Annotated in this window: 17 protein-coding genes; 5 read left to right on the forward strand and 12 right to left on the reverse strand. The window is 36.5% G+C overall.

From position 1 onward, the window contains the following. Positions 1–8: 8 nt before the first annotated feature. The 3 genes from AC0L3W_RS06070 to cynS all read right to left on the reverse strand — a co-directional run bounded on the left by AC0L3W_RS06070 (position 9) and on the right by cynS (position 2,453). Complete coding sequence (locus tag AC0L3W_RS06070; protein WP_409439403.1) at positions 9–821, reverse strand: helix-turn-helix domain-containing protein; 813 nt, start codon at positions 819–821, stop codon at positions 9–11. A 192-nt stretch (positions 822–1,013) separates the two neighbouring features. Then, positions 1,014–1,826, reverse strand: a complete 813-nt coding sequence (locus AC0L3W_RS06075) for a formate/nitrite transporter family protein (protein WP_290037966.1) — start codon at positions 1,824–1,826, stop codon at positions 1,014–1,016. Between the two features lie 183 nt (positions 1,827–2,009). Next, the gene (gene cynS, locus AC0L3W_RS06080; RefSeq protein WP_409439402.1) at positions 2,010–2,453 is read right to left on the reverse strand and encodes a cyanase; all 444 of its coding nucleotides are present in this window, start codon (positions 2,451–2,453) and stop codon (positions 2,010–2,012) included. Positions 2,454–2,799: 346 nt separating this feature from the next. Between cynS and AC0L3W_RS06085 the strand changes: the two genes are divergently transcribed. Next, positions 2,800–4,650 (forward strand): sigma 54-interacting transcriptional regulator, encoded by a 1,851-nt coding sequence (locus tag AC0L3W_RS06085; RefSeq protein ID WP_409439401.1) that lies wholly within the window; start codon positions 2,800–2,802, stop codon positions 4,648–4,650. 45 nt (positions 4,651–4,695) lie between these two features. Here AC0L3W_RS06085 and AC0L3W_RS06090 read toward each other — a convergent pair whose 3' ends face one another. The 3 genes from AC0L3W_RS06090 to AC0L3W_RS06100 form a co-directional block, all read right to left on the reverse strand. Further along, the gene (locus AC0L3W_RS06090; RefSeq protein WP_290037962.1) at positions 4,696–5,586 is read right to left on the reverse strand and encodes a J domain-containing protein; all 891 of its coding nucleotides are present in this window, start codon (positions 5,584–5,586) and stop codon (positions 4,696–4,698) included. Positions 5,587–5,852: 266 nt separating this feature from the next. Continuing rightward, complete coding sequence (ppiC, locus tag AC0L3W_RS06095) at positions 5,853–6,131, reverse strand: peptidylprolyl isomerase PpiC (protein WP_409439400.1); 279 nt, start codon at positions 6,129–6,131, stop codon at positions 5,853–5,855. Positions 6,132–6,388: 257 nt separating this feature from the next. Then, positions 6,389–8,113 carry an AMP-binding protein gene (locus tag AC0L3W_RS06100; protein WP_290037959.1) on the reverse strand — a complete coding sequence of 575 codons (1,725 nt, stop codon included), beginning with the start codon at positions 8,111–8,113 and terminating at the stop codon, positions 6,389–6,391. A 258-nt stretch (positions 8,114–8,371) separates the two neighbouring features. Between AC0L3W_RS06100 and AC0L3W_RS06105 the strand changes: the two genes are divergently transcribed. After that, positions 8,372–8,626 (forward strand): DUF2960 domain-containing protein, encoded by a 255-nt coding sequence (locus AC0L3W_RS06105; protein WP_290037957.1) that lies wholly within the window; start codon positions 8,372–8,374, stop codon positions 8,624–8,626. Between the two features lie 83 nt (positions 8,627–8,709). Here the strand turns inward: AC0L3W_RS06105 and AC0L3W_RS06110 are convergent, their stop codons facing one another. Beyond that, positions 8,710–9,372, reverse strand: a complete 663-nt coding sequence (locus AC0L3W_RS06110; protein WP_409439399.1) for a 7-cyano-7-deazaguanine/7-aminomethyl-7-deazaguanine transporter — start codon at positions 9,370–9,372, stop codon at positions 8,710–8,712. Between the two features lie 201 nt (positions 9,373–9,573). Here AC0L3W_RS06110 and AC0L3W_RS06115 point away from each other — a divergent pair, with 201 nt between their 5' ends. From AC0L3W_RS06115 to AC0L3W_RS06125, 3 genes are all read left to right on the forward strand, one after another. Then, positions 9,574–10,233, forward strand: a complete 660-nt coding sequence (locus tag AC0L3W_RS06115; RefSeq protein ID WP_290037954.1) for a regulatory protein RecX — start codon at positions 9,574–9,576, stop codon at positions 10,231–10,233. Positions 10,234–10,299: 66 nt separating this feature from the next. Then, complete coding sequence (gene radA / locus AC0L3W_RS06120) at positions 10,300–11,712, forward strand: DNA repair protein RadA (protein WP_290037953.1); 1,413 nt, start codon at positions 10,300–10,302, stop codon at positions 11,710–11,712. Then, positions 11,712–12,233, forward strand: coding sequence for a class I SAM-dependent methyltransferase (locus AC0L3W_RS06125; RefSeq protein ID WP_409439398.1), 522 nt, complete (start codon positions 11,712–11,714; stop codon positions 12,231–12,233). The genes radA and AC0L3W_RS06125 overlap by 1 nt, the downstream gene beginning before the upstream one ends. A 121-nt stretch (positions 12,234–12,354) precedes the next feature. Here AC0L3W_RS06125 and cysC read toward each other — a convergent pair whose 3' ends face one another. The 5 genes from cysC to AC0L3W_RS06150 form a co-directional block, all read right to left on the reverse strand. Beyond that, entirely contained in the window at positions 12,355–12,987 is a 633-nt protein-coding gene (gene cysC, locus AC0L3W_RS06130) for an adenylyl-sulfate kinase (RefSeq protein WP_290037951.1), read from the reverse strand. 86 nt (positions 12,988–13,073) lie between these two features. Further along, positions 13,074–14,801 (reverse strand): SLC13 family permease, encoded by a 1,728-nt coding sequence (locus AC0L3W_RS06135; RefSeq protein WP_290037950.1) that lies wholly within the window; start codon positions 14,799–14,801, stop codon positions 13,074–13,076. A 64-nt stretch (positions 14,802–14,865) separates the two neighbouring features. After that, positions 14,866–16,275 carry a sulfate adenylyltransferase subunit CysN gene (cysN, locus tag AC0L3W_RS06140; RefSeq protein ID WP_290037949.1) on the reverse strand — a complete coding sequence of 470 codons (1,410 nt, stop codon included), beginning with the start codon at positions 16,273–16,275 and terminating at the stop codon, positions 14,866–14,868. Positions 16,276–16,321: 46 nt separating this feature from the next. Next, positions 16,322–17,230, reverse strand: coding sequence for a sulfate adenylyltransferase subunit CysD (gene cysD / locus AC0L3W_RS06145; protein WP_290037948.1), 909 nt, complete (start codon positions 17,228–17,230; stop codon positions 16,322–16,324). A 337-nt stretch (positions 17,231–17,567) separates the two neighbouring features. Next, positions 17,568–18,698 carry a site-2 protease family protein gene (locus AC0L3W_RS06150; protein ID WP_409439397.1) on the reverse strand — a complete coding sequence of 377 codons (1,131 nt, stop codon included), beginning with the start codon at positions 18,696–18,698 and terminating at the stop codon, positions 17,568–17,570. Positions 18,699–18,846: the final 148 nt, after the last annotated feature.

Raw genomic sequence — 18,846 nt, forward strand, 5'->3', positions numbered from 1 at the left:
GCTAGTGTTTATACTTCACTAAGCAAACGGAATCGGCTCAAAAATTCGTTATAATTTGCCGCTAATAAGCGACGAATATGAAATGGTGCATGCTTTAACACGTAACGCATATAACGTCGTGCAGCATCGGCTTCATCGTCTTGATAAAGATCGACATACACCCACTGGCTATCAGGGTCATGGGCAATCAATAAACGATGTTGGTTAGTTGTTTTTTTATCTAAGATAGGCAGTGTTGTCACACTTACTTGCACTACATCTGAACAGGTTAGTGAACGTGTTTTCGCACTTCGTGCATGATCTGCTAATTGACTGCTATTGGTTTTCTCAGCCGCTTCACTGCGTAATTGATTTAGTACTTCGCTCATGGCCTCAGGGCTAACCACTGAATTGAGTACTTGGTCTGAACTGTTATCTTTAATAGCAACACTGACTTGCTGCTCTAATTTAACTAACTCGCCGGCAGGGTCAATATCCGCTAACTTAGACACACCATGACGTTTCAAACAACGCTGTAGACCCGCCCTAGAGGTGTTTTCATTAATAAATTGCCGACAAACCTGTAACAGATCATCCAAGGAGAGCATTAATCGAGTGCGCAATTGCACAACAACATATTGTTGCTGCACTGAGAGAGTCGTTTTGAAGTGTTTTGGTACGTGCGAAGCATCTTCAACGGTTTCCCGTTTACGCCATTTACGTACGGTGGATTCAGAGATTTTTAACAGACGTGCTAGTACTGCGGTCGGCAGCTCAGAGTCATGAATAAAAGCTCTTATCTCGGGGGTCGTCGTTGCGTTTTTATGCTGCTTGGCGCTCAATATAATGAATTCACTTAAATATAAAAGTAAGCTTAATATACACAGGTATCACACCCTATACAATCAACCGATACTTATTATTTAGTGAATTGTGCTTCGAATGGTTAATTTTAGATGAAGTGATATAAAAGTAGTTACACTTAAACACGGCGGCTATCCAAATGTGTTTAAGTGCAACACCTTACTATTACATTAACTTAAAACACGTGCTTTAGAGGTTTTAACATGCGTGAAGTACAAAGGTAATCCTACTAATAGTAAACCACCCGCTAAATTACCTAATACCGTTGGAATCTCATTCCACAATAAATAATCATAAACGGTAAAATCACCGCCCATGATCATTGAAAATGGGAATAAAAACATATTCACGATTGAATGCTCAAACCCCATATAAAAGAATAACATTACAGGCATCCACATAGCAGCCATTTTACTGCCAGCTGAAGTTGAAATTAATGCACCAACTACACCCATTGAGACCATCCAGTTACATAGCATTCCGCGAATAAAAATAGTAAACCATCCACCAATGCCATGCTCTTGATAACCTAGCGTTCTTGATTCGCCAATCGCACTTACTTTTGCTGCCAATGCGCCGCCATCTGTTGCATAACCGTAGGTTAATATAAAAGAAACCATAAAAGCGGTTGTCATAGCACCTGCAAAATTACCAATAAATACTAAACCCCAATTACGCATAACACTTGAAAAAGTGACTCCTGGACGTTTATCTAATAAAGCTAAAGGGACTAAAGTAAATACACCCGTTAACAGGTCAAATTTCATTAAGTACAACATAATAAAACCAACGGGAAATAGACAAGCGCCTAATATTGGACTCCCAGTTTTAGTAGCAACTGTAATTGCAAAGACAGCTGCCAATCCTAAAATGGCACCCGCCATAAAAGCACGTATTAAGGTGTCCTTAGTCGACATATAAACTTTGGATTCCCCAGTATCAACCATTTTGGTTACAAACTCTGCGGGCTCTAAATAAGACATAGTTTTTCTCACTTTTATTCTGGTAAGTATTTAATATGCTAAATAACTTACGGGTTAATGTAACTTCCTGTTGGCAAACATCCTTTTAAAGAGCAATTACGTCTTTACAGTAACTCTCAATATCGGTCGCCCTTTTATTAAAAATGCAATAATTCGAAAATATTACCTACTTCAATAAGCTACCTACCATGCGTTATAAGGTAAAAACTTACCATTCATCGTCACTACTACACGGTCACCTTTTGGGTTCTCCTCTTTATCAACTGACATAGTAAAGTCGATAGCACTCATAATACCGTCACCAAACTTCTCTTGGATAACCTCTTTCAATGTATCTCCATACACTCCTACTACTTCATAAAAGCGATAGATGAGAGGGTCTTGTGGCACTGACTTATCCCATTCTTTTGTTGGGTTTTCTAATAAACTAAATTTTGTTTCTGTTGGTAAACCTAAATATACGATCAATTTATCGGCAGTCGCTTCCGTAAAACTGTTCATGCCTAAACAAGCTGAAGTAGTCCATACGGTTGACATACCAATGGCATCCGCAATCGTTTCCCAAGTTAAATTTTTTTCTTTTTTGATCGCGAAAATAGCTTCTGTGACCTCTATTTTTTTTAACATGTTATTTCCTTAACTGAATGATAATGGCATTAATCAGAGTGAATCTTGCCCTTAATTGGTGCAAAGAGAAATATACCAAAAGACCTTTTTCTCATACTTCCACCTAACAATACTGATATAGCATTTACTATGCCACCTCAATGAAAGTTACCTAAACATTTGTTTTATATGGAATTATAAAACAATAAACCGCAAAATAATTACCACGACATTTCGTGTTAAACGATTTTTCGTTGCTCTATCAACTAAATCTCGTTGTCATGGCTTCAAATTTGCAGTGATAATGGATTCTCGAACGCTAACTTGGTGTTAATACCACCGATTCATTTTGTTGATGGAGTAAACTATGTTGGAGCAACTATTTTTAAATGCCCCTACTGCGATGCTATTAATTAACCCTATTACCAATCGAATTTTGATAGCTAATAAGCAAGCAGAAGCTTTATTTACCTTAAATAGAAGAGCATTAACTCAATATACAGTGACCCAATTTTTCCCAGACTGTCTTGATAAACTGCATAACTTTACCCAGCAAGTACTGACAGAAGGTACAGCTTGGTCTAGCGAATTAAATATACAAACCGCGAATAAAAACGTGAGTATTGGGATTAATGCTTCTAAATTTGCTAATAATATTTTATTAAGCTGTGAAGATGGCAGTGTCACTTTTGAACGTCACTTTAAATCTCGAATAGAATCTAATTATCGACTCGGTTTGTCGCAATGGGACACAGATGAAACAGTATTTGAACAAATTGAGCGTCAAAACCAGCTACTCTTAACAGCAGTCGGTGATGGTATCTACGGTGTTGATTGTGAAGGTAAAACAACCTTTGTTAATGCCGCCGCCGAAGCTATTATTGGTTGGAAAAAAGAACAACTAATGGGAAAGAAGATTCACGATATTATTCACCATACCCATGTGAATGGTAGTCACTACCATGTGCATAATTGTCCAATATATGCGGCCTTTAATGATGGTGCGATCCACAGTGTTGATAATGAAGTATTTTGGTCTCGACAAGGCAAAGCTATCCCCGTTGAATATACCAGTACACCTCTAACAGAAAACGGTACATTAATTGGTGCAGTTGTTATTTTCCGAGATATTACAGAGCGCAAGCGAACGCAAGATAAATTACTTAATGCGTTAAAAGAAGTTGATGCTCTTAAACATCGTTTGGAGATGGAAAATGCATATTTACAAGAAGAGATTAACGCCGACTTTAATCATCAATATTTAATTGGTAACAGCAATAAAATTAAGCATATGATGAATCAAATTGAATTAGTCGCCCCCACCGATGCGAATGTATTGATTATAGGAGAATCAGGCACAGGTAAAGAGTTAATAGCGAGAGCAATTCATGAGGCAAGCCAGCGTAAAGTCAGGCCACTAATACGTGTTAATTGTGCAGCTATTCCAACAGAGCTCTTTGAAAGTGAATTCTTTGGCCATGTAAAAGGCGCTTTTTCAGGCGCTCTTTCAGATCGTGTTGGGCGTTTTGAACTAGCCGATGGCGCTACCCTCTTTTTAGATGAAGTCGGAGAGATACCATTACAATTACAAAGTAAGTTATTAAGGGTATTACAGGAGCAACAATTTGAACGAGTCGGTGAGTCGATCACACGTAATGTTAATGTGAGGGTTATTGCAGCAACGAATCAAGATCTAAACAAACTCGTGGCAAATAATAAATTCAGAGAAGATCTGTATTTTAGGTTAAACGTCTTTCCTATCAACTCTCCACCACTACGTGAACGTTTCGATGACTTACCTTTGTTAGTGAAACACTTTATCGATAAAGTCTGTGTTAGGTTAAATCAACCTTCCCCTCAAATTTCCATTGCACAAATGCAACACCTTCTTACTTATAATTGGCCAGGTAATATTCGTGAATTGGAAAATATTATTGAACGACAAGTGATATTGTCAAAAAGTAATAAGCTAAATTTTGAATTTATGAATAAAAATGAGAAGAGTAACGTAAATAACCTGTTACATACAAAGCACAGTAACGTCCTCAATGCGCAGCAACATAAACAACTAGAAAGAGAGAATTTGATTCAGGCTTTAAAAGATTGTCGAGGTAAAATATACGGTGAAGGAGGAGCCGCTGAACTGTTAGGATTAAAACCAACGACTTTGAGCTCTAAGTTGAAGAAACACGTCATTCAAAGGCGTGATTTTATTTAATGTGTAGCAAAGTGACATTAACTATTACTACACAATAAAATTGCTTTAAGTAGACTTTTTAGCAAGTTGCCCGCTGAAAATAAGGTCATCACAAATCAGGGTAATTTGTTGGAAGTCATTAAACATATCTAATTTCACACTATCAAATAGCCAAATAGAAAAAATAAAGTTCTTATCAACTGTTGCACGGGCAAAAGGATTAATTAATCCAACACGCTGATAACCATCTACGGTTAATGCGGCTTCACAAGATCCATGTTTATCATTACGTAATTTTGCCTTTTGCTTACTACTATATAAGCTTTGATCGATTTGTAACATCAAAGTAGGAATGCCTAATTCTGTGATAAGAATAAAATCACCGAAATCCCCCTTCTTGGAATAACCAGGTAAATGACTCCAATCCCGTTTGATTGCCTTTAGTTCAATTTTAGGTTTTTCCGGCAAAACTTGAGGGACTGACGTTAAAAAGAATCTCGGATCGATATTGGTGTTTTGCTCTTTTTCACCGAAATTGGACAAAAGCACCATGGCGCCGCCAAGCATCATTATAAACAAAGCACTTAATGCTAATTTAAGTTGGCTTGTAACTTTAGCGACATCAGAATTAACAGATAACTTACGAATTTGCGCATTTGCTTCATCTAAGCATTCTGTTTTGATTTTTACTTCTTGTAATAGCTGATGTACTTGTACTCGTAGTGCTTCTTTATCTTGAGGTGCTTGGTTAAGATCAATCTCTTCCGAAGGTAAATACACAAACGCATCATTACCTTCTCCGGCCATGACTTTCTTATAAGCGATGTGTACGATTTTAAATAATTCACTCGATCCTGATTTATCAGGGTGAATTTTTATAGACAACAATTTAAATTGTTTACGGATTTCTTTTTTAGACCAAGAATCATTTGTCCCTAAAATATCATGGTTATTCATCGTATAAGGCACTTTCCAATGTGTAGGAGTATAGAATCAATCTTTATTGTATCCGAGAAGCAAAGATGATGATTAAGCTTTCATCTCCAATGACCGAATTGTGACATTCTGATCGACTAAAATCAAAAAAATAGATAAAAAACAACTAAATATGCTAAAAAATAGAGTTTCAGCGTACAACTTATATTGATTTTATACCTTTAGAGATAGAGGGTTTAGTGACACATAAACAGAACTTTAAGCATCACTTGATAGAAAAACAAGCCTTAGGTTCGATACAGTACTTTCACAATATGATACCCATGTTTAGTTTTGACAATTGTTGGTGTTAGTATTTCACCAGTAAAACAAAATTTATCAAAAGCAGGTACCATTTGCCCTTTCTTAAATTCACCTAAGTCACCTCCTTTTTTACCTGAAGGACAAGTTGAATATTTTTTAGCTAATGTTTGAAACTTAGCTCCCTTCTTCAATTGCGTTAAAATATCCTCTGCTTTATCTTGATGTTTTACCAGAATATGAAGTGCTGATGCGGTTTTTGCCATGATGCTTTCTCTATTTATGTTGCAGTTTTTAACAAACAATTGCGCTTCAAACTGACTATATCCAATATTCAAAGATGATCAATGAAATAGCTTATAGGTTAACTAAAATCAGTTTTAAAAATGCAGTATTAAATTAAGGGTATGTAGATATTGTACTTTGCCTTACAAAAACGATAAACCAGTACGCAGATAAAAGCCGATAATAACGTACTGTTGAACATCATTATCGACTTGTAAACTTATAAAATTAAACAGTATTACATATGTAAATAACGCTTAATTTTTTTAGTCGGTGTCTTTATAAAAGGCTCTGTTTGCTCAATCACTGAATTTATTTTGGAAAACGAAGAAAGTTGCTGATTTGAACTCACTTTAATCTCCTCCAATAAATTAATAATATCCTTATGCAAATCAAAATCGCTTTGCTTTTTTAGATTATGTTGTTCATCGAATAGGTCGTAATCAATGTAGATTTTAGCCACTAACTTTTTATCTAATTCATAGACCATGGAATCAACAACTAGTGGGTGTTGCTCAATAACACTTTCTATTGATTCTGGATAAATATTTTCGCCACTGGCACTGATGATCACATTCTTACTGCGCCCACTAATGGTTAACACACCGGCTTCATCAATATTACCCAGATCACCAGTATTAAACCAACCTTCATCATCTAAGACTTCTTTGGTACGCTCTTCTTCTTTGTAGTAACCTAACATGACATTAGGTCCCTTCACATGTAGTTCACCTTCAGTATCATCTTCTGCTTGTTTAATGAGACGGTATTCCATCCCTTCTACCAATGTACCTGTTGTGCCTAACCGTGTTGTGCCTGGAACAGCACCTGCAATAATCGGCGCAGTCTCAGTTAATCCATAACCGATCGCATAGGGAAAGTTTGCTTCAATTAAAAACTGTTCAACAAAGCGCGATAATTTAGCACCGCCGATACCAAACAACTTGATCTCTCCTCCAAAGCTTTCAATTAATTTATTACCTGCGATTTTATTTAGCTTTTTACGTATAAAGCTCACATTGTTGTACAAGTATTGAATAATTTTATTTTTATTAAACTCTGCCAACACTTTGTTTTTATATATTTTTTCAATAACCAAAGGCACACTCAAAATACAAGTTGGTTTTACTTTCTGCATTGCAGATAAAATCACTTTCGGTGAAGGTATGCGGTTAATATAATAAACAGATGCACCCTTTGAAAATGGTACAAGGAATCCGATTGAACATTCAAAGGTGTGTGCCAATGGTAAAATAGACAAGAAGCGATCTCCTGCCACTATTTCAATTAATCCATTAGCCTGATGAACTTGAGACAATAGGTTATGATGACTTAACATTACTCCTTTTGACTGCCCAGTAGTACCGGATGTATAGATAATCACAGCCACATCATCAGGATTTATAGTTAATGTATTATCAATATCACTCATTTTTAATAATTTATTCTGCTTGGCAAATTTAATCGCCTTGCTTTTCATTATTGCAATCGCTTGTGCACTTTTAATCAGTAGCTCAGAATGCTTCGGTGTTTTATCTTCGATAATATCAAAAGTTTCAAGTGAGAAAACATATGAAAGCTCTGAACTGAAATCATCTTCATTTAGCTTTTGTGCTATCTTTTGAGAGATAAATAACGCCTTCACTTCAGAGTGCTTGATAATGTGATGGATCTCATTGGTATGAAAATCTGGCAGAATAGGCACAGCAATCACGCCCATTGCCGTTATCGCTAAATACACGATCCCCCAATGCGGCATATTCTCACTGCAAATGGCTATTTTATCGCCTTGCTTAATACCTAGATCTTTGAATAAAGCTTGCAGCTGAATGACTTTTTGCTGCGCTTCACGGTAAGTAAACATCCCTTCATCAACATAACCAACAAAATCATTATCGGCATATTCTTTAAAGGAGTGATCCGCAAAAGACATGAAATTATTATAAGGAAGTGTCAACGTCATATTTAAACCTATCCATATGTAACAAGTAAATCCATTAAGTCTCAAAAGATGGTTTTAATGGGTCGAACAATACTGTAATTGTAACGTATTCAGCCTAGGTATTACGACCAAAAAATACTGAAGTTTGCTTATAATCAGAGTCTTATAACATTTTTTATTTAAAACAATCACGCTATTTTGATAGGTTCTCGTAAATGCTTGTTATAAGCATTGAACAAGCTGTGATAATATTATGTTTTTAATTATTGAGACAATGTTATGGCACGTCAAGTCAGCTACTTTTACCAAGGCACTAAAAAAACAATCGCATTTTCATTTAGCCAACACTTTGATATTTATGAAGCAGTGGCAGCAGCTGAGGGTGTTGACTTAACTTCGTTTTGGGCTATGGAAAAACAATTAGAGATGACCTCTCGTGGTCAAGGCATCATGAAAAACTATCGAGCAAATGAATTTGAACGTATGGGGTTTTCTGAAATACGATTTATTAAAGATGAAGAGCAAGAAAAATAATTTATAAGGCTAAATTTAGTTAACCTGAGTAGTTAATAAACAGCCCTCCCTTTGAACTGTTTATTAACTAACAATTATTCTATTTATGCGATAGATGATTCATTATTTGGCACACTAATGATGCGTTTCTCTAGTGTTTTTAATAACACACCGTAAGCCGGTAAGAATAAACAGATGCTTACTAATAGTTTAAATCCGTAATCCACCATAGCAATTTCCGGCCAGTTTTCAGCCATAAATACATCGGTAGATGCGTAAAAAGCAAAAGAGAAGAAAACTAAAGTATCTAATAGATTACCTAATAAAGTTGATGCTGTTGGTGCAACCCACCATTGTTTAGTGGCACGTAATTTAGCAAATACTTTGATATCTAATAATTGACCAAACAAGTATGCAGCAAAGCTAGCCAATGCAATACGTAACACAAAACTATTGTACTCCGCTAATGCATCCATTCCCTGTAATGCACCTTGATGAAATAACACACCAATCACATAAGAAACAACTAAGGCTGGCACCATTGCTTTAAAGATGATGCGGCGAGCACTTTCTTGACCAAAAATGCGCACAGTTAAATCAGTTGCTAGGTAAACAAAAGGAAAGCTAAATGCGCCCCAAGTGGTATGCCAGCCGAAAAGTGTAAAAGGAAGTTGTACTAAGTAGTTACTAGCACAAATAATAAGAATGTGAAATCCAACCAATAGCATCAATGCTCGGCGAATTTGCGAGTGTGTAAGTGATAACATATTTTAACCTTTTTATATGTAGTAACGGGGTGAGGGAACCCGCTTAATTATTTATCCCGTAATGGGGGCGCACATTATAGAGTGATAAATAGACAATTCAACCTTTTGGACAACTATTTTATTAATCTGATTTGATGCCCACTGTAAATTTTATCGATTTGAATATATACTGTATATAAACACACTTAGTAGAGAGCCCTGATGTTTGCTAATAAGCCAATTAAAATAGCTAAAGATATTGAAGCGGTTCGCCGCAGTGCTTTTTGGCATTTATCCCGTCGTGACCACAGCCAAGCAGAATTATTAAAAAAACTGCAACGCAAAACAGACAACCAACAATGGATCGAAGCGGTTATTAAAGAGTGTGTAGATTTTAAATATTTAGATGATCAACGTTTTGCACACTCTTTTTTACGTAGTGCCCAAAACAAAGGTCATGGTATCACTCGTATAAAACAAGATCTTACCCTAAAAGGGATCAATGAAAGCTTAATTAAGCAGGCAATGCAGGAAAGTGAGTTCAACTACAACGAATCTGCACAAAGACTTTTAGCTAATAAATATCATGAAGCAATTGTAACCCAACATCTAAAACAAAAAGCCATGGGCTTCCTTCAAACTAAAGGCTTTAGCTTCGACATTATTAACTCAGCCATTGAAGATCACAATCAAAACTTCCCTACTCCTACATTTAACGATTTACAACAAGCCTGTGAATTATTAACAAAAAAATTCAAAGTGAGTATTGATGATCAAAAACAAAAAATGAAAGCAATAAGAATATTAACTTCACATGGTTATGCTTATGCTAAAGCTAATGATGCTATCAAGTTATTTAATGAAGAAAAGAATGAACAATAATAAACTCGGCTAATAGAAATGACTGAGTAAAACTGAATAAATAATTTACATACAACGGAACAAACCATGGCAAAAGCAAAAACCAAAATCTCTTACGTATGCAGTGACTGTGGTGCGGATTATACAAAATGGCAAGGACAATGTGGCGAGTGTAAAGCTTGGAATACCATTACTGAATTTCGTGAAGCATCCGCTGCAACCAAATCAGTTAATGCAGCCATCAGCCGCAGTCAATCTGGGGGCTATGCAGGTGTCACCACTAATGGTGTAAAACGTATTTCCTCAGTACAAGTTGAACATGCACAACGTGTTTCTACAGGGTTAAGTGAATTAGACCGAGTGTTAGGTGAAGGCATTACTTTAGGTTCAGTGGTATTAATCAGTGGTGACCCCGGATCTGGCAAAACCACCCTACTGACTAAAGTCGCTTCAGTTATGTCTCAAACAATGTCTACTTTGTACGTCACGGCCGAAGAAAGTCTTAGCCAATGGGCAAAACGCGGCATTGAGCGCCTACAACTTAACTTCAATGAAGATAACTTTCTGCTTTCAGATACCGATAGCATTGAAGATATTGTCGACCAATGTATTGAAAATAACGTTAAATTCCTTATCGCAGATTCTATCCAAGCTTTTGAGTCGAATACTGTTGATGGCTCAGCAGGCGGCGTAACACAGGTTAAAACCTGTGCCAAAATACTCAATAGATTGTGTAAACAACATGGTATTACTCTAATTCTAGTTGGACAAGTAAATAAAAATTCGCAAATGGCGGGCCCACAAACCTTAAAACACATTATAGATACCGCCATTCATATTGAAGTAAATGATGCATCAGTGCGTATTTTACGGGCAGATAAAAACCGTTTTGGTGATACAGAACAGGTGGGTATTTTTCAAATGACCGAAAAAGGTATGCGCTCTGTAGATAATCCAAGTCGTTTATTTTTATCTGGTAGTGAAGAGCATTTCGAAGGTTCAGCTATTTCGGTGATTAAAGACGGTGCCCGTAATTTGTTAATTGAAATTCAAGCCTTAGCAACAGAAGTTGAAGGAGAGAAATCAATACGCAACTGTATTGGTGTGTCATACAGCCGTTTATCATTAATTACTGCAGTGTTAAAGAAGCATGGCGGCATCCCTACTTACTATGATATTAATATTAGCTTGGTAGGCGGACTTAAAATGGCTGACTCAGAAACATCAACGGATATGGCTGTCACCGCAGCTTTACTTAGTTCAATTAATTCTAAACCTTTGCCTAGTGATGCTGTTTTCATTGGTGAATTAGCGTTAACTGGTGAATTACGTCAAATTCCACAAATCGTTCCCCGTGTACGCGAAGCATTAACACATGGTAAAAAACAGATATTTATTCCAGCCGTTGCTTATCACGCATCAATGCAACAATTCGTAAAAGGTGACCAGAAAATTATCCCCCTGAAAAATGTCAGGGACCTAATAGAGGCACTACAATAATGGCAATTGCAAATTTACTGCAGGCTCATTTGCACCTATTTAATTCAGATAACGGAGTAGTCCTAGACCTCGCTTGTGGTCAAGGTCAAAATGGTTTAGCACTACATCAATCAGGCATTGATGTGTTGTTTGCCGATATAAAACAGGCTCCTTTATCAGCGTTACAAGACCAACAGAAAATATTAAAAGAACAACTCTGGCAGGCTGATTTCGAATCAAAACAAGATACCGATAGATTACAGTTAGCACAATTGACTTTACAAGGCGTTATTGTATTTCGTTATTTACACCGCCCACTATTTGATCATATTAAACAAGCGGTCAAATCAGGAGGGATTGTAATTTACGAAACTTTTACCGTTGAAAATAGACAGTTTGGCCGCCCTCACCGAACTGATTTTTTATTGAAAGAAAATGAGTTAAAAACAATTTTTAAAGATTGGGAAATCTTATTTTATTTTGAAGGGATAAAGCGCAACCCTGATCGAGCAATTGCACAGATTGTGTGTAAAAAACCGTAGCAAAATACAAAAGTAAAATGGGTGACAAATACCTTGTCCCCCATCTGATTGGTCAACTATTGTCGCTCAGTAAATCAAATAATTAATGATCTTCATGTCTACGATGAGTAATGAATATTTACTACAGGTAACTATTTTCTTTTAAATAGTCAATAACTTGTTGAGCACATGCTTCGATTGACTTTTTATCTGTCTCAACATGTATTTCAGGATTAACTGGCTTTTCATAAGCACTATCAATCCCCGTAAAGTTTTTAATTTCACCAGCACGCGCTTTTTTGTATAAACCTTTTGGATCTCGTGATTCACAAACCGCTAAAGGTGTATCAATGAACACTTCGATAAACTGACCTTCAGGTAATTGTGAGCGAACCATTTCACGGTCTGCAACAAAAGGAGAAATAAACGCAGTTGACACTAATAACCCCGCATCAGCAAAAAGTTTTGATACTTCACCTACACGACGAATATTTTCGATGCGATCTTTATCTGAAAAACCTAAGTCACCATTTAAACCATGACGGACATTATCGCCATCGAGTACATAGGTTTTAGCTTGATGTTGAAATAGCATAAGATCAACAGCATTAGCTACAGTAGATTTACCTGAACCACTTAGCCCTGTAAACCATAAAACTGCGGCTTTATGACCATTTAATTGACAATGATCTTGGTGGGACACACTCGCTTGGTGCCATACAACATCAGATGATTTTTCACCATCAACTTCTTTTTCTATATATGGGGTAGTCATAATAATTCTCTCTTAAAGTACTTATATTCAGTCTTATATTCAATTGATAAATTGCTGAAATAAAATATAAATAAACTGCGAATCTGTTATAAGCCAAATACGGCAACAATCGCAAAAATACAGGTAACGCTATACACCAGACTGACAGGTACGCCGATTTTAATAAAATCATTGAGCTTGTATTGCCCTGCGTTAAATACCATTAAATTGGTTTGATAGCCGTATGGACTAATAAAGCTAGCACTAGCGCCAAACGCAACAGCCATAATAAAAGCGGTTGGGTTGGCATCGATACTATTGGCAAGTCCATAAGCAATAGGAAAAATCAATGCTGCAGCAGCATTATTGGTCACTAATTCTGTTAATAATAAGGTGATCGCAAAAACAGCAATCAAAGCAATTAATGGACTAAATAGATGTGTACTACTACTCATCAACTCATTAAAGTTGTCAATAACACCACTATTTTGTAAGGCATAGGACAACACAATAGCCGAGGAGATAATCACCCAAATATCCGTAGGGAAACGGCGTAGTAGTTCACTACTGGTCAAGCAACCACTCAACAGTAATACACCGAGTAACAGCAATACTGCTTTAAACAAAGGAATAATACCAAGCGCGGCTAATGCAATTGCAACAAAGAAACCTGCAATCGCTAGTAATTCTTTTTTCCCTGACAAACGTGAATCTAATTCAACATCAGATAATAGAATAAAATTTTTGCGAATATTACGACGTGACTTAAAATCTTCACCTACCGCTAATACTAAAAAATCACCAGGCTTAATTTTTAACTTACCTATTTTACCGGAGACCTTTTCACCATCGCGTTTTATTGCCACTACAGCAGCATCAAATAAAGAACGGAAACCAACCGATTTAAGAGAATTACCATTTAAAATGCTTTCTGGTCGAACGACTACTTCACGAAGATTACCAATGGGCAACCCCGTACTTTCAGCAAAAATAGATAACCCATCGAATAAATGTAGCTGACTCACTTTAGAAATATCACCACTGAAAATTAATTTATCGTTGGCTTGAATAACTTGATTAGGATTAATTGCAGTTAGCTGTAAATCACCACGCATAATTTCAACTAAGAACAATGATTGCAAATGACGTAAGCCGTTTTCATCGATACTTTTACCCACTAAACTAGACTCAGGTTTAACCTTAGCTTCAATAAAATAAGCTTGAGCAGTATCACTTTTCATATTGCGATCGGGTAACAAAGAACGACATAGGTATAAGGTCACACCACAGGCTGCGACTACACATATACCAACAAGAGTAAAATCGAAAAACCCTAAAGAAGGAAGATTAGCATCAAGTACTAAACTGTTGACTATTAAGTTAGTTGACGTACCAACTAGGGTAAGTGTGCCACCTAGAATAGCCGCATAGGAAAGAGGTATTAATAACTTACTGGCTGAGTGGTTAGGATTATTTCTGATTGGCCCGAGCATCGTTGAAACAACCGCCGTATTATTTAAAAATGCCGATGACAATACGGTTAAACCAAACAGTCTTAACCAAGTTGCACTGTAATCAGGCTGGATCACTTTCATTGCAACTAAGCGTAACAATCGAGTTTTTTCTAATGCTATAGAGCACAGCATTAATAGAATAAGGGTTAATAAACCTTGATTAGACAGGCTTTGAATAACTTGGTCAGTAGTGACCATTTGAGTTGAAAATAAAGTTAATAGTGCAACGCCAAATACTTGGCTTGGGCGTTGTTGAAATTTAATTAAACCAATGATGGTTAGTATGAAAACGGCAAGTACAAAATAAGATTGAAATGTCATGAATGCGCCATCAATGAAGCGTGATCAGAAGTCAGTATCACTGACTGCTGATCACTTTTTAGAATTACCCTTTCAGGATATCTTTTGCTTCCCAATGTGGGAAATGCTTACGTACTAGTGCATTGAATTCAACTTCAAAATCACTGTAAGCTGTTTTTGGCGCAGCTTTAGCTTCAATTGCTTGTTTAATCATACCCGCACCAACTGTAGCATTAGATAAACGGTCGATAATGATGAAAGCACCAGTAGCTCGATTTGATGAATAAGCATCAAACTGTACTTCTTTTGCTACTTCAAAATTACAACTACCGATCTCATTTAGACCCAGTTTAGAAGCAGGTTTTTGCTCAATAGTGTTTACATCTGTTTGGTAGTTAACAGAAGTTACTGTACCAACTGTTGAGTTACTCCCCACTTTAATAATGTATTCACGGTCAACGTGTAATGCAGTTTCATCCATCCAAACTACGTCAGCTTCAAAGTTCTTAGTTGACTGAGGTTTTTCATGTGGACGAACAATCATATCACCACGGCTGATATCAATTTCATCTTCAAGCGTTAATGTAACTGCCATACCTTGGTATGCTACTTCTAAGTTACCGTCAAAAGTAACGATCTCTTTTACTTTACTTTGTTTACCTGAAGGTAAAGCTTCGATGGTATCACCAACACGAATTTCACCAGAAGCAATTGTGCCTGCAAAACCACGGAAATCTAAGTTTGGACGGTTAACATATTGAACACCTAGACGGAACTGTTCGTTATCATCGCTAGTAATTTGAACTGTGTTCAATAAACGTAATAATGGCGAACCAGGATACCAAGTCATATTTTCGCTTTGGTTTACAACATTGTCACCTTTCAGTGCAGAGATTGGCACAAAACGTATATCAGCAATATTTAACTGTTTAGCGAACTCACGGTAATCGTCTTTAATTTTTTTGTAAACTTCTTGGTCATAACCTACTGCGTCCATTTTATTGATAGCAATAACAACGTGCTTAATGCCCAATAGAGAACAAATGTAAGAGTGACGACGAGTTTGTACTTGTACACCGTGACGCGCATCGATTAGGATGATCGCTAGGTCACAAGTCGACGCACCTGTCGCCATGTTACGCGTGTATTGCTCATGCCCAGGTGTATCTGCAATGATAAATTTACGTTGCTCTGTTGCAAAGTAACGGTAAGCAACATCAATAGTAATACCTTGCTCACGCTCAGATTGTAGACCATCAACTAATAATGCTAAGTCAAATGATTCATCTGTTGTGTTGAACTTCTTAGAATCTTTTTCGATAGCAGCCATATGATCTTCAAAGATCATTTTGCTATCAAATAATAGACGACCAATCAGAGTTGATTTACCGTCGTCTACGCTACCACAGGTAATAAAACGCATCATGTCTTTGTTTTCATGGACACGTAAATATTCTTCGATATCCGATGCGATTAGATTTGTATCGTTAGTCATGTTTTTTCCTTAACTCTTTATAGGATCGGGTTATTTAAGCTATGGCCTAAAAGTAACCTTCCATTTTTTTCTTTTCCATCGAACCAGCAGAATCGTTATCGATTACTCGGCCTTGACGCTCAGAGGTCGTTGTTAATAACATCTCTTGAATAATTTCTGGTAATGTCTTCGCTTCAGACTCAATCGCACCTGTTAATGGGTAACAACCTAGTGTACGGAAACGTACATTTTTCATTTCAGGTACTTCACCTTCTTCAAGTGGCATACGCTCGTCATCAACCATGATCAAAGAACCATCGCGTTCAACAACTGGGCGAGGAGCAGAGAAGTACAGAGGCACCATTTCAATTTGCTCTTGGTAGATGTACTGCCAAATATCAAGCTCAGTCCAGTTAGAAAGTGGGAATACACGAATACTTTCGCCACGGTCTACTTTAGAGTTATAAATGTTCCATAATTCTGGACGTTGGTTTTTTGGATCCCAACGGTGTTTTTTATCACGGAAAGAATAAACACGTTCTTTTGCACGAGACTTTTCTTCATCACGACGGGCGCCACCAAATGCAGCATCAAAACCGTAATGATCTAAAGCTTGCTTAAGACCTTGAGTCTTCATTACATCAGTATGCTTAGCTGAACCATGTGTAAATGGCCCCATGCCCATTGCAATACCTTCAGGATTTTTATGAACTAATAAATCAAAGTCGTATTTTTTTGCAAGATTATCACGGAATTCAATCATTTCTTTGAATTTCCAATCTGTATCAACGTGTAATAGTGGGAAAGGAATTTTACCTGGGTAAAAAGCTTTACGCGCAAGGTGCAATAACACAGACGAATCTTTACCGATTGAATACAACATTACTGGGTTATCAAACTCAGCGGCTACTTCACGCATTATTTGAATTGATTCAGCCTCAAGTGCCTTAAGGTGAGTTAGTCTTTTATTGTTCATGTGTTTCCTTACAAAGTCACAAGATATATATAATTTTCTCTATTATGCAGTGTTATTTAATAAAAATCAGTAACGAAATTAGATAGTATATAGAAAATTGTTATAAGGACGTGCCTTTGTTTAATTCATTGAAAAAAGAAAAGTTTATTTAAAACTACTCTTTAATTACTTTGTGTATAGAGCAATTAAAGACAGCTAATAGTGATATTTTGCGTTCAAAGAGTTAATCACTCTTATCCATATTAGTGTCGCATGATTAAACAGCAAAAAATAGTCAAAGATTAGTTTCATATAAAACAGATAAGTTCAATTAACTATTGATTGCTATTAGCTTATATTAACTACCTAAAATGATTAGTGGTAACGATAATAACTGGTCACCTGATTTTGCAAAGTAAAAAATAATCGCAATCAAAGCCCCTACAGTGAGAAAATACCATGCACTTGAAAACAATTGTCCGTATCTGTCCAAGGGTAGCAAATGGCTATTAAATCGAGTTCGCCACTCTAAAACAATTTCAACACTGCCTATTAATAGTAAGAAGCCCAGTAATGCGAGGCCGAAATGATAACTTACTAGCACTCCAACTAAAGCAGTTATTACACAAGCTAATAGCCCCACTAAGCTATTCATTGAAAAACTAATACTTTTTAATATGTGTCCACCATCTAAAGGTAAAATAGGTAACAGATTAAATAGATTTAACAATGCATTAAATGTCGCTAAACCGGCAAAGAAAGGACTGTCTGTTAGCCAATATACAATTAAACACAATATCGACATGAACAAACCAAATGTTGGTCCCATAATCGAAATAACAACATCTTGCCAACGCGTATTAATTTTTTGGTCGGTGACCGCTAATCCACCAATAAATGGAATCAGGTAAATACCTTTAGTTTTCATTCCAAAATATTTCATGGCTCGAATGTGCCCATACTCATGAAAAACTAGGCAAGCGATCAATGCTAACGCAAATTGAAAAGAGAAAAACCAACTGTAAGCTGCAATACTTGCACCCGCTAGAACGACCTTGATAATCTTCGCGCTTTTAAATAGCTTTAATGCTAAAGATCCCAAGCCAAGTAAACTTAGTTTTTTAGGCTCTTGTGTGATTTTAACAGGTGTCTGTTGTTCAATATCCTTTGCATTTCTGGTTGTTTCTTCGATGAGTTTGTCGTCTACAAATAATGAATAAGACACCAAAAATGGCTGCCAAATAACATAAACATCTAGTTGACAGTCAATAGCAAGTTTCTCGGGGATAGCATCTGCTTGCCCCACTTCACCGGCTTTTATGGTTTGTTGTTGATAAAGTTGAAAATAATGTGTGGTATTTCCTTGGGCTGATTCACTGGCAGTAATCTGTGATACTAATTGATCGCCCCAATATAGCTGCTGCCACCCAGCCATTGATGCCTCTAACCTAAGTATTTTACCAAAATGTTGTATCTGTAATAATTCCATGATTTTTCCTTTTAAGTCCTTTTAATTATGACAGAATTAAAAACAACTAACTATCCGATGATTTCATCAAATGGTCACTATTTCTGGCTTTCAATTATTAGCTTAACCCGTATACTTAGCTTTTTTAATTCCACCCCTTACTTAATAG

It is taken from the genome of Psychromonas sp. KJ10-5, assembly GCF_055808325.1.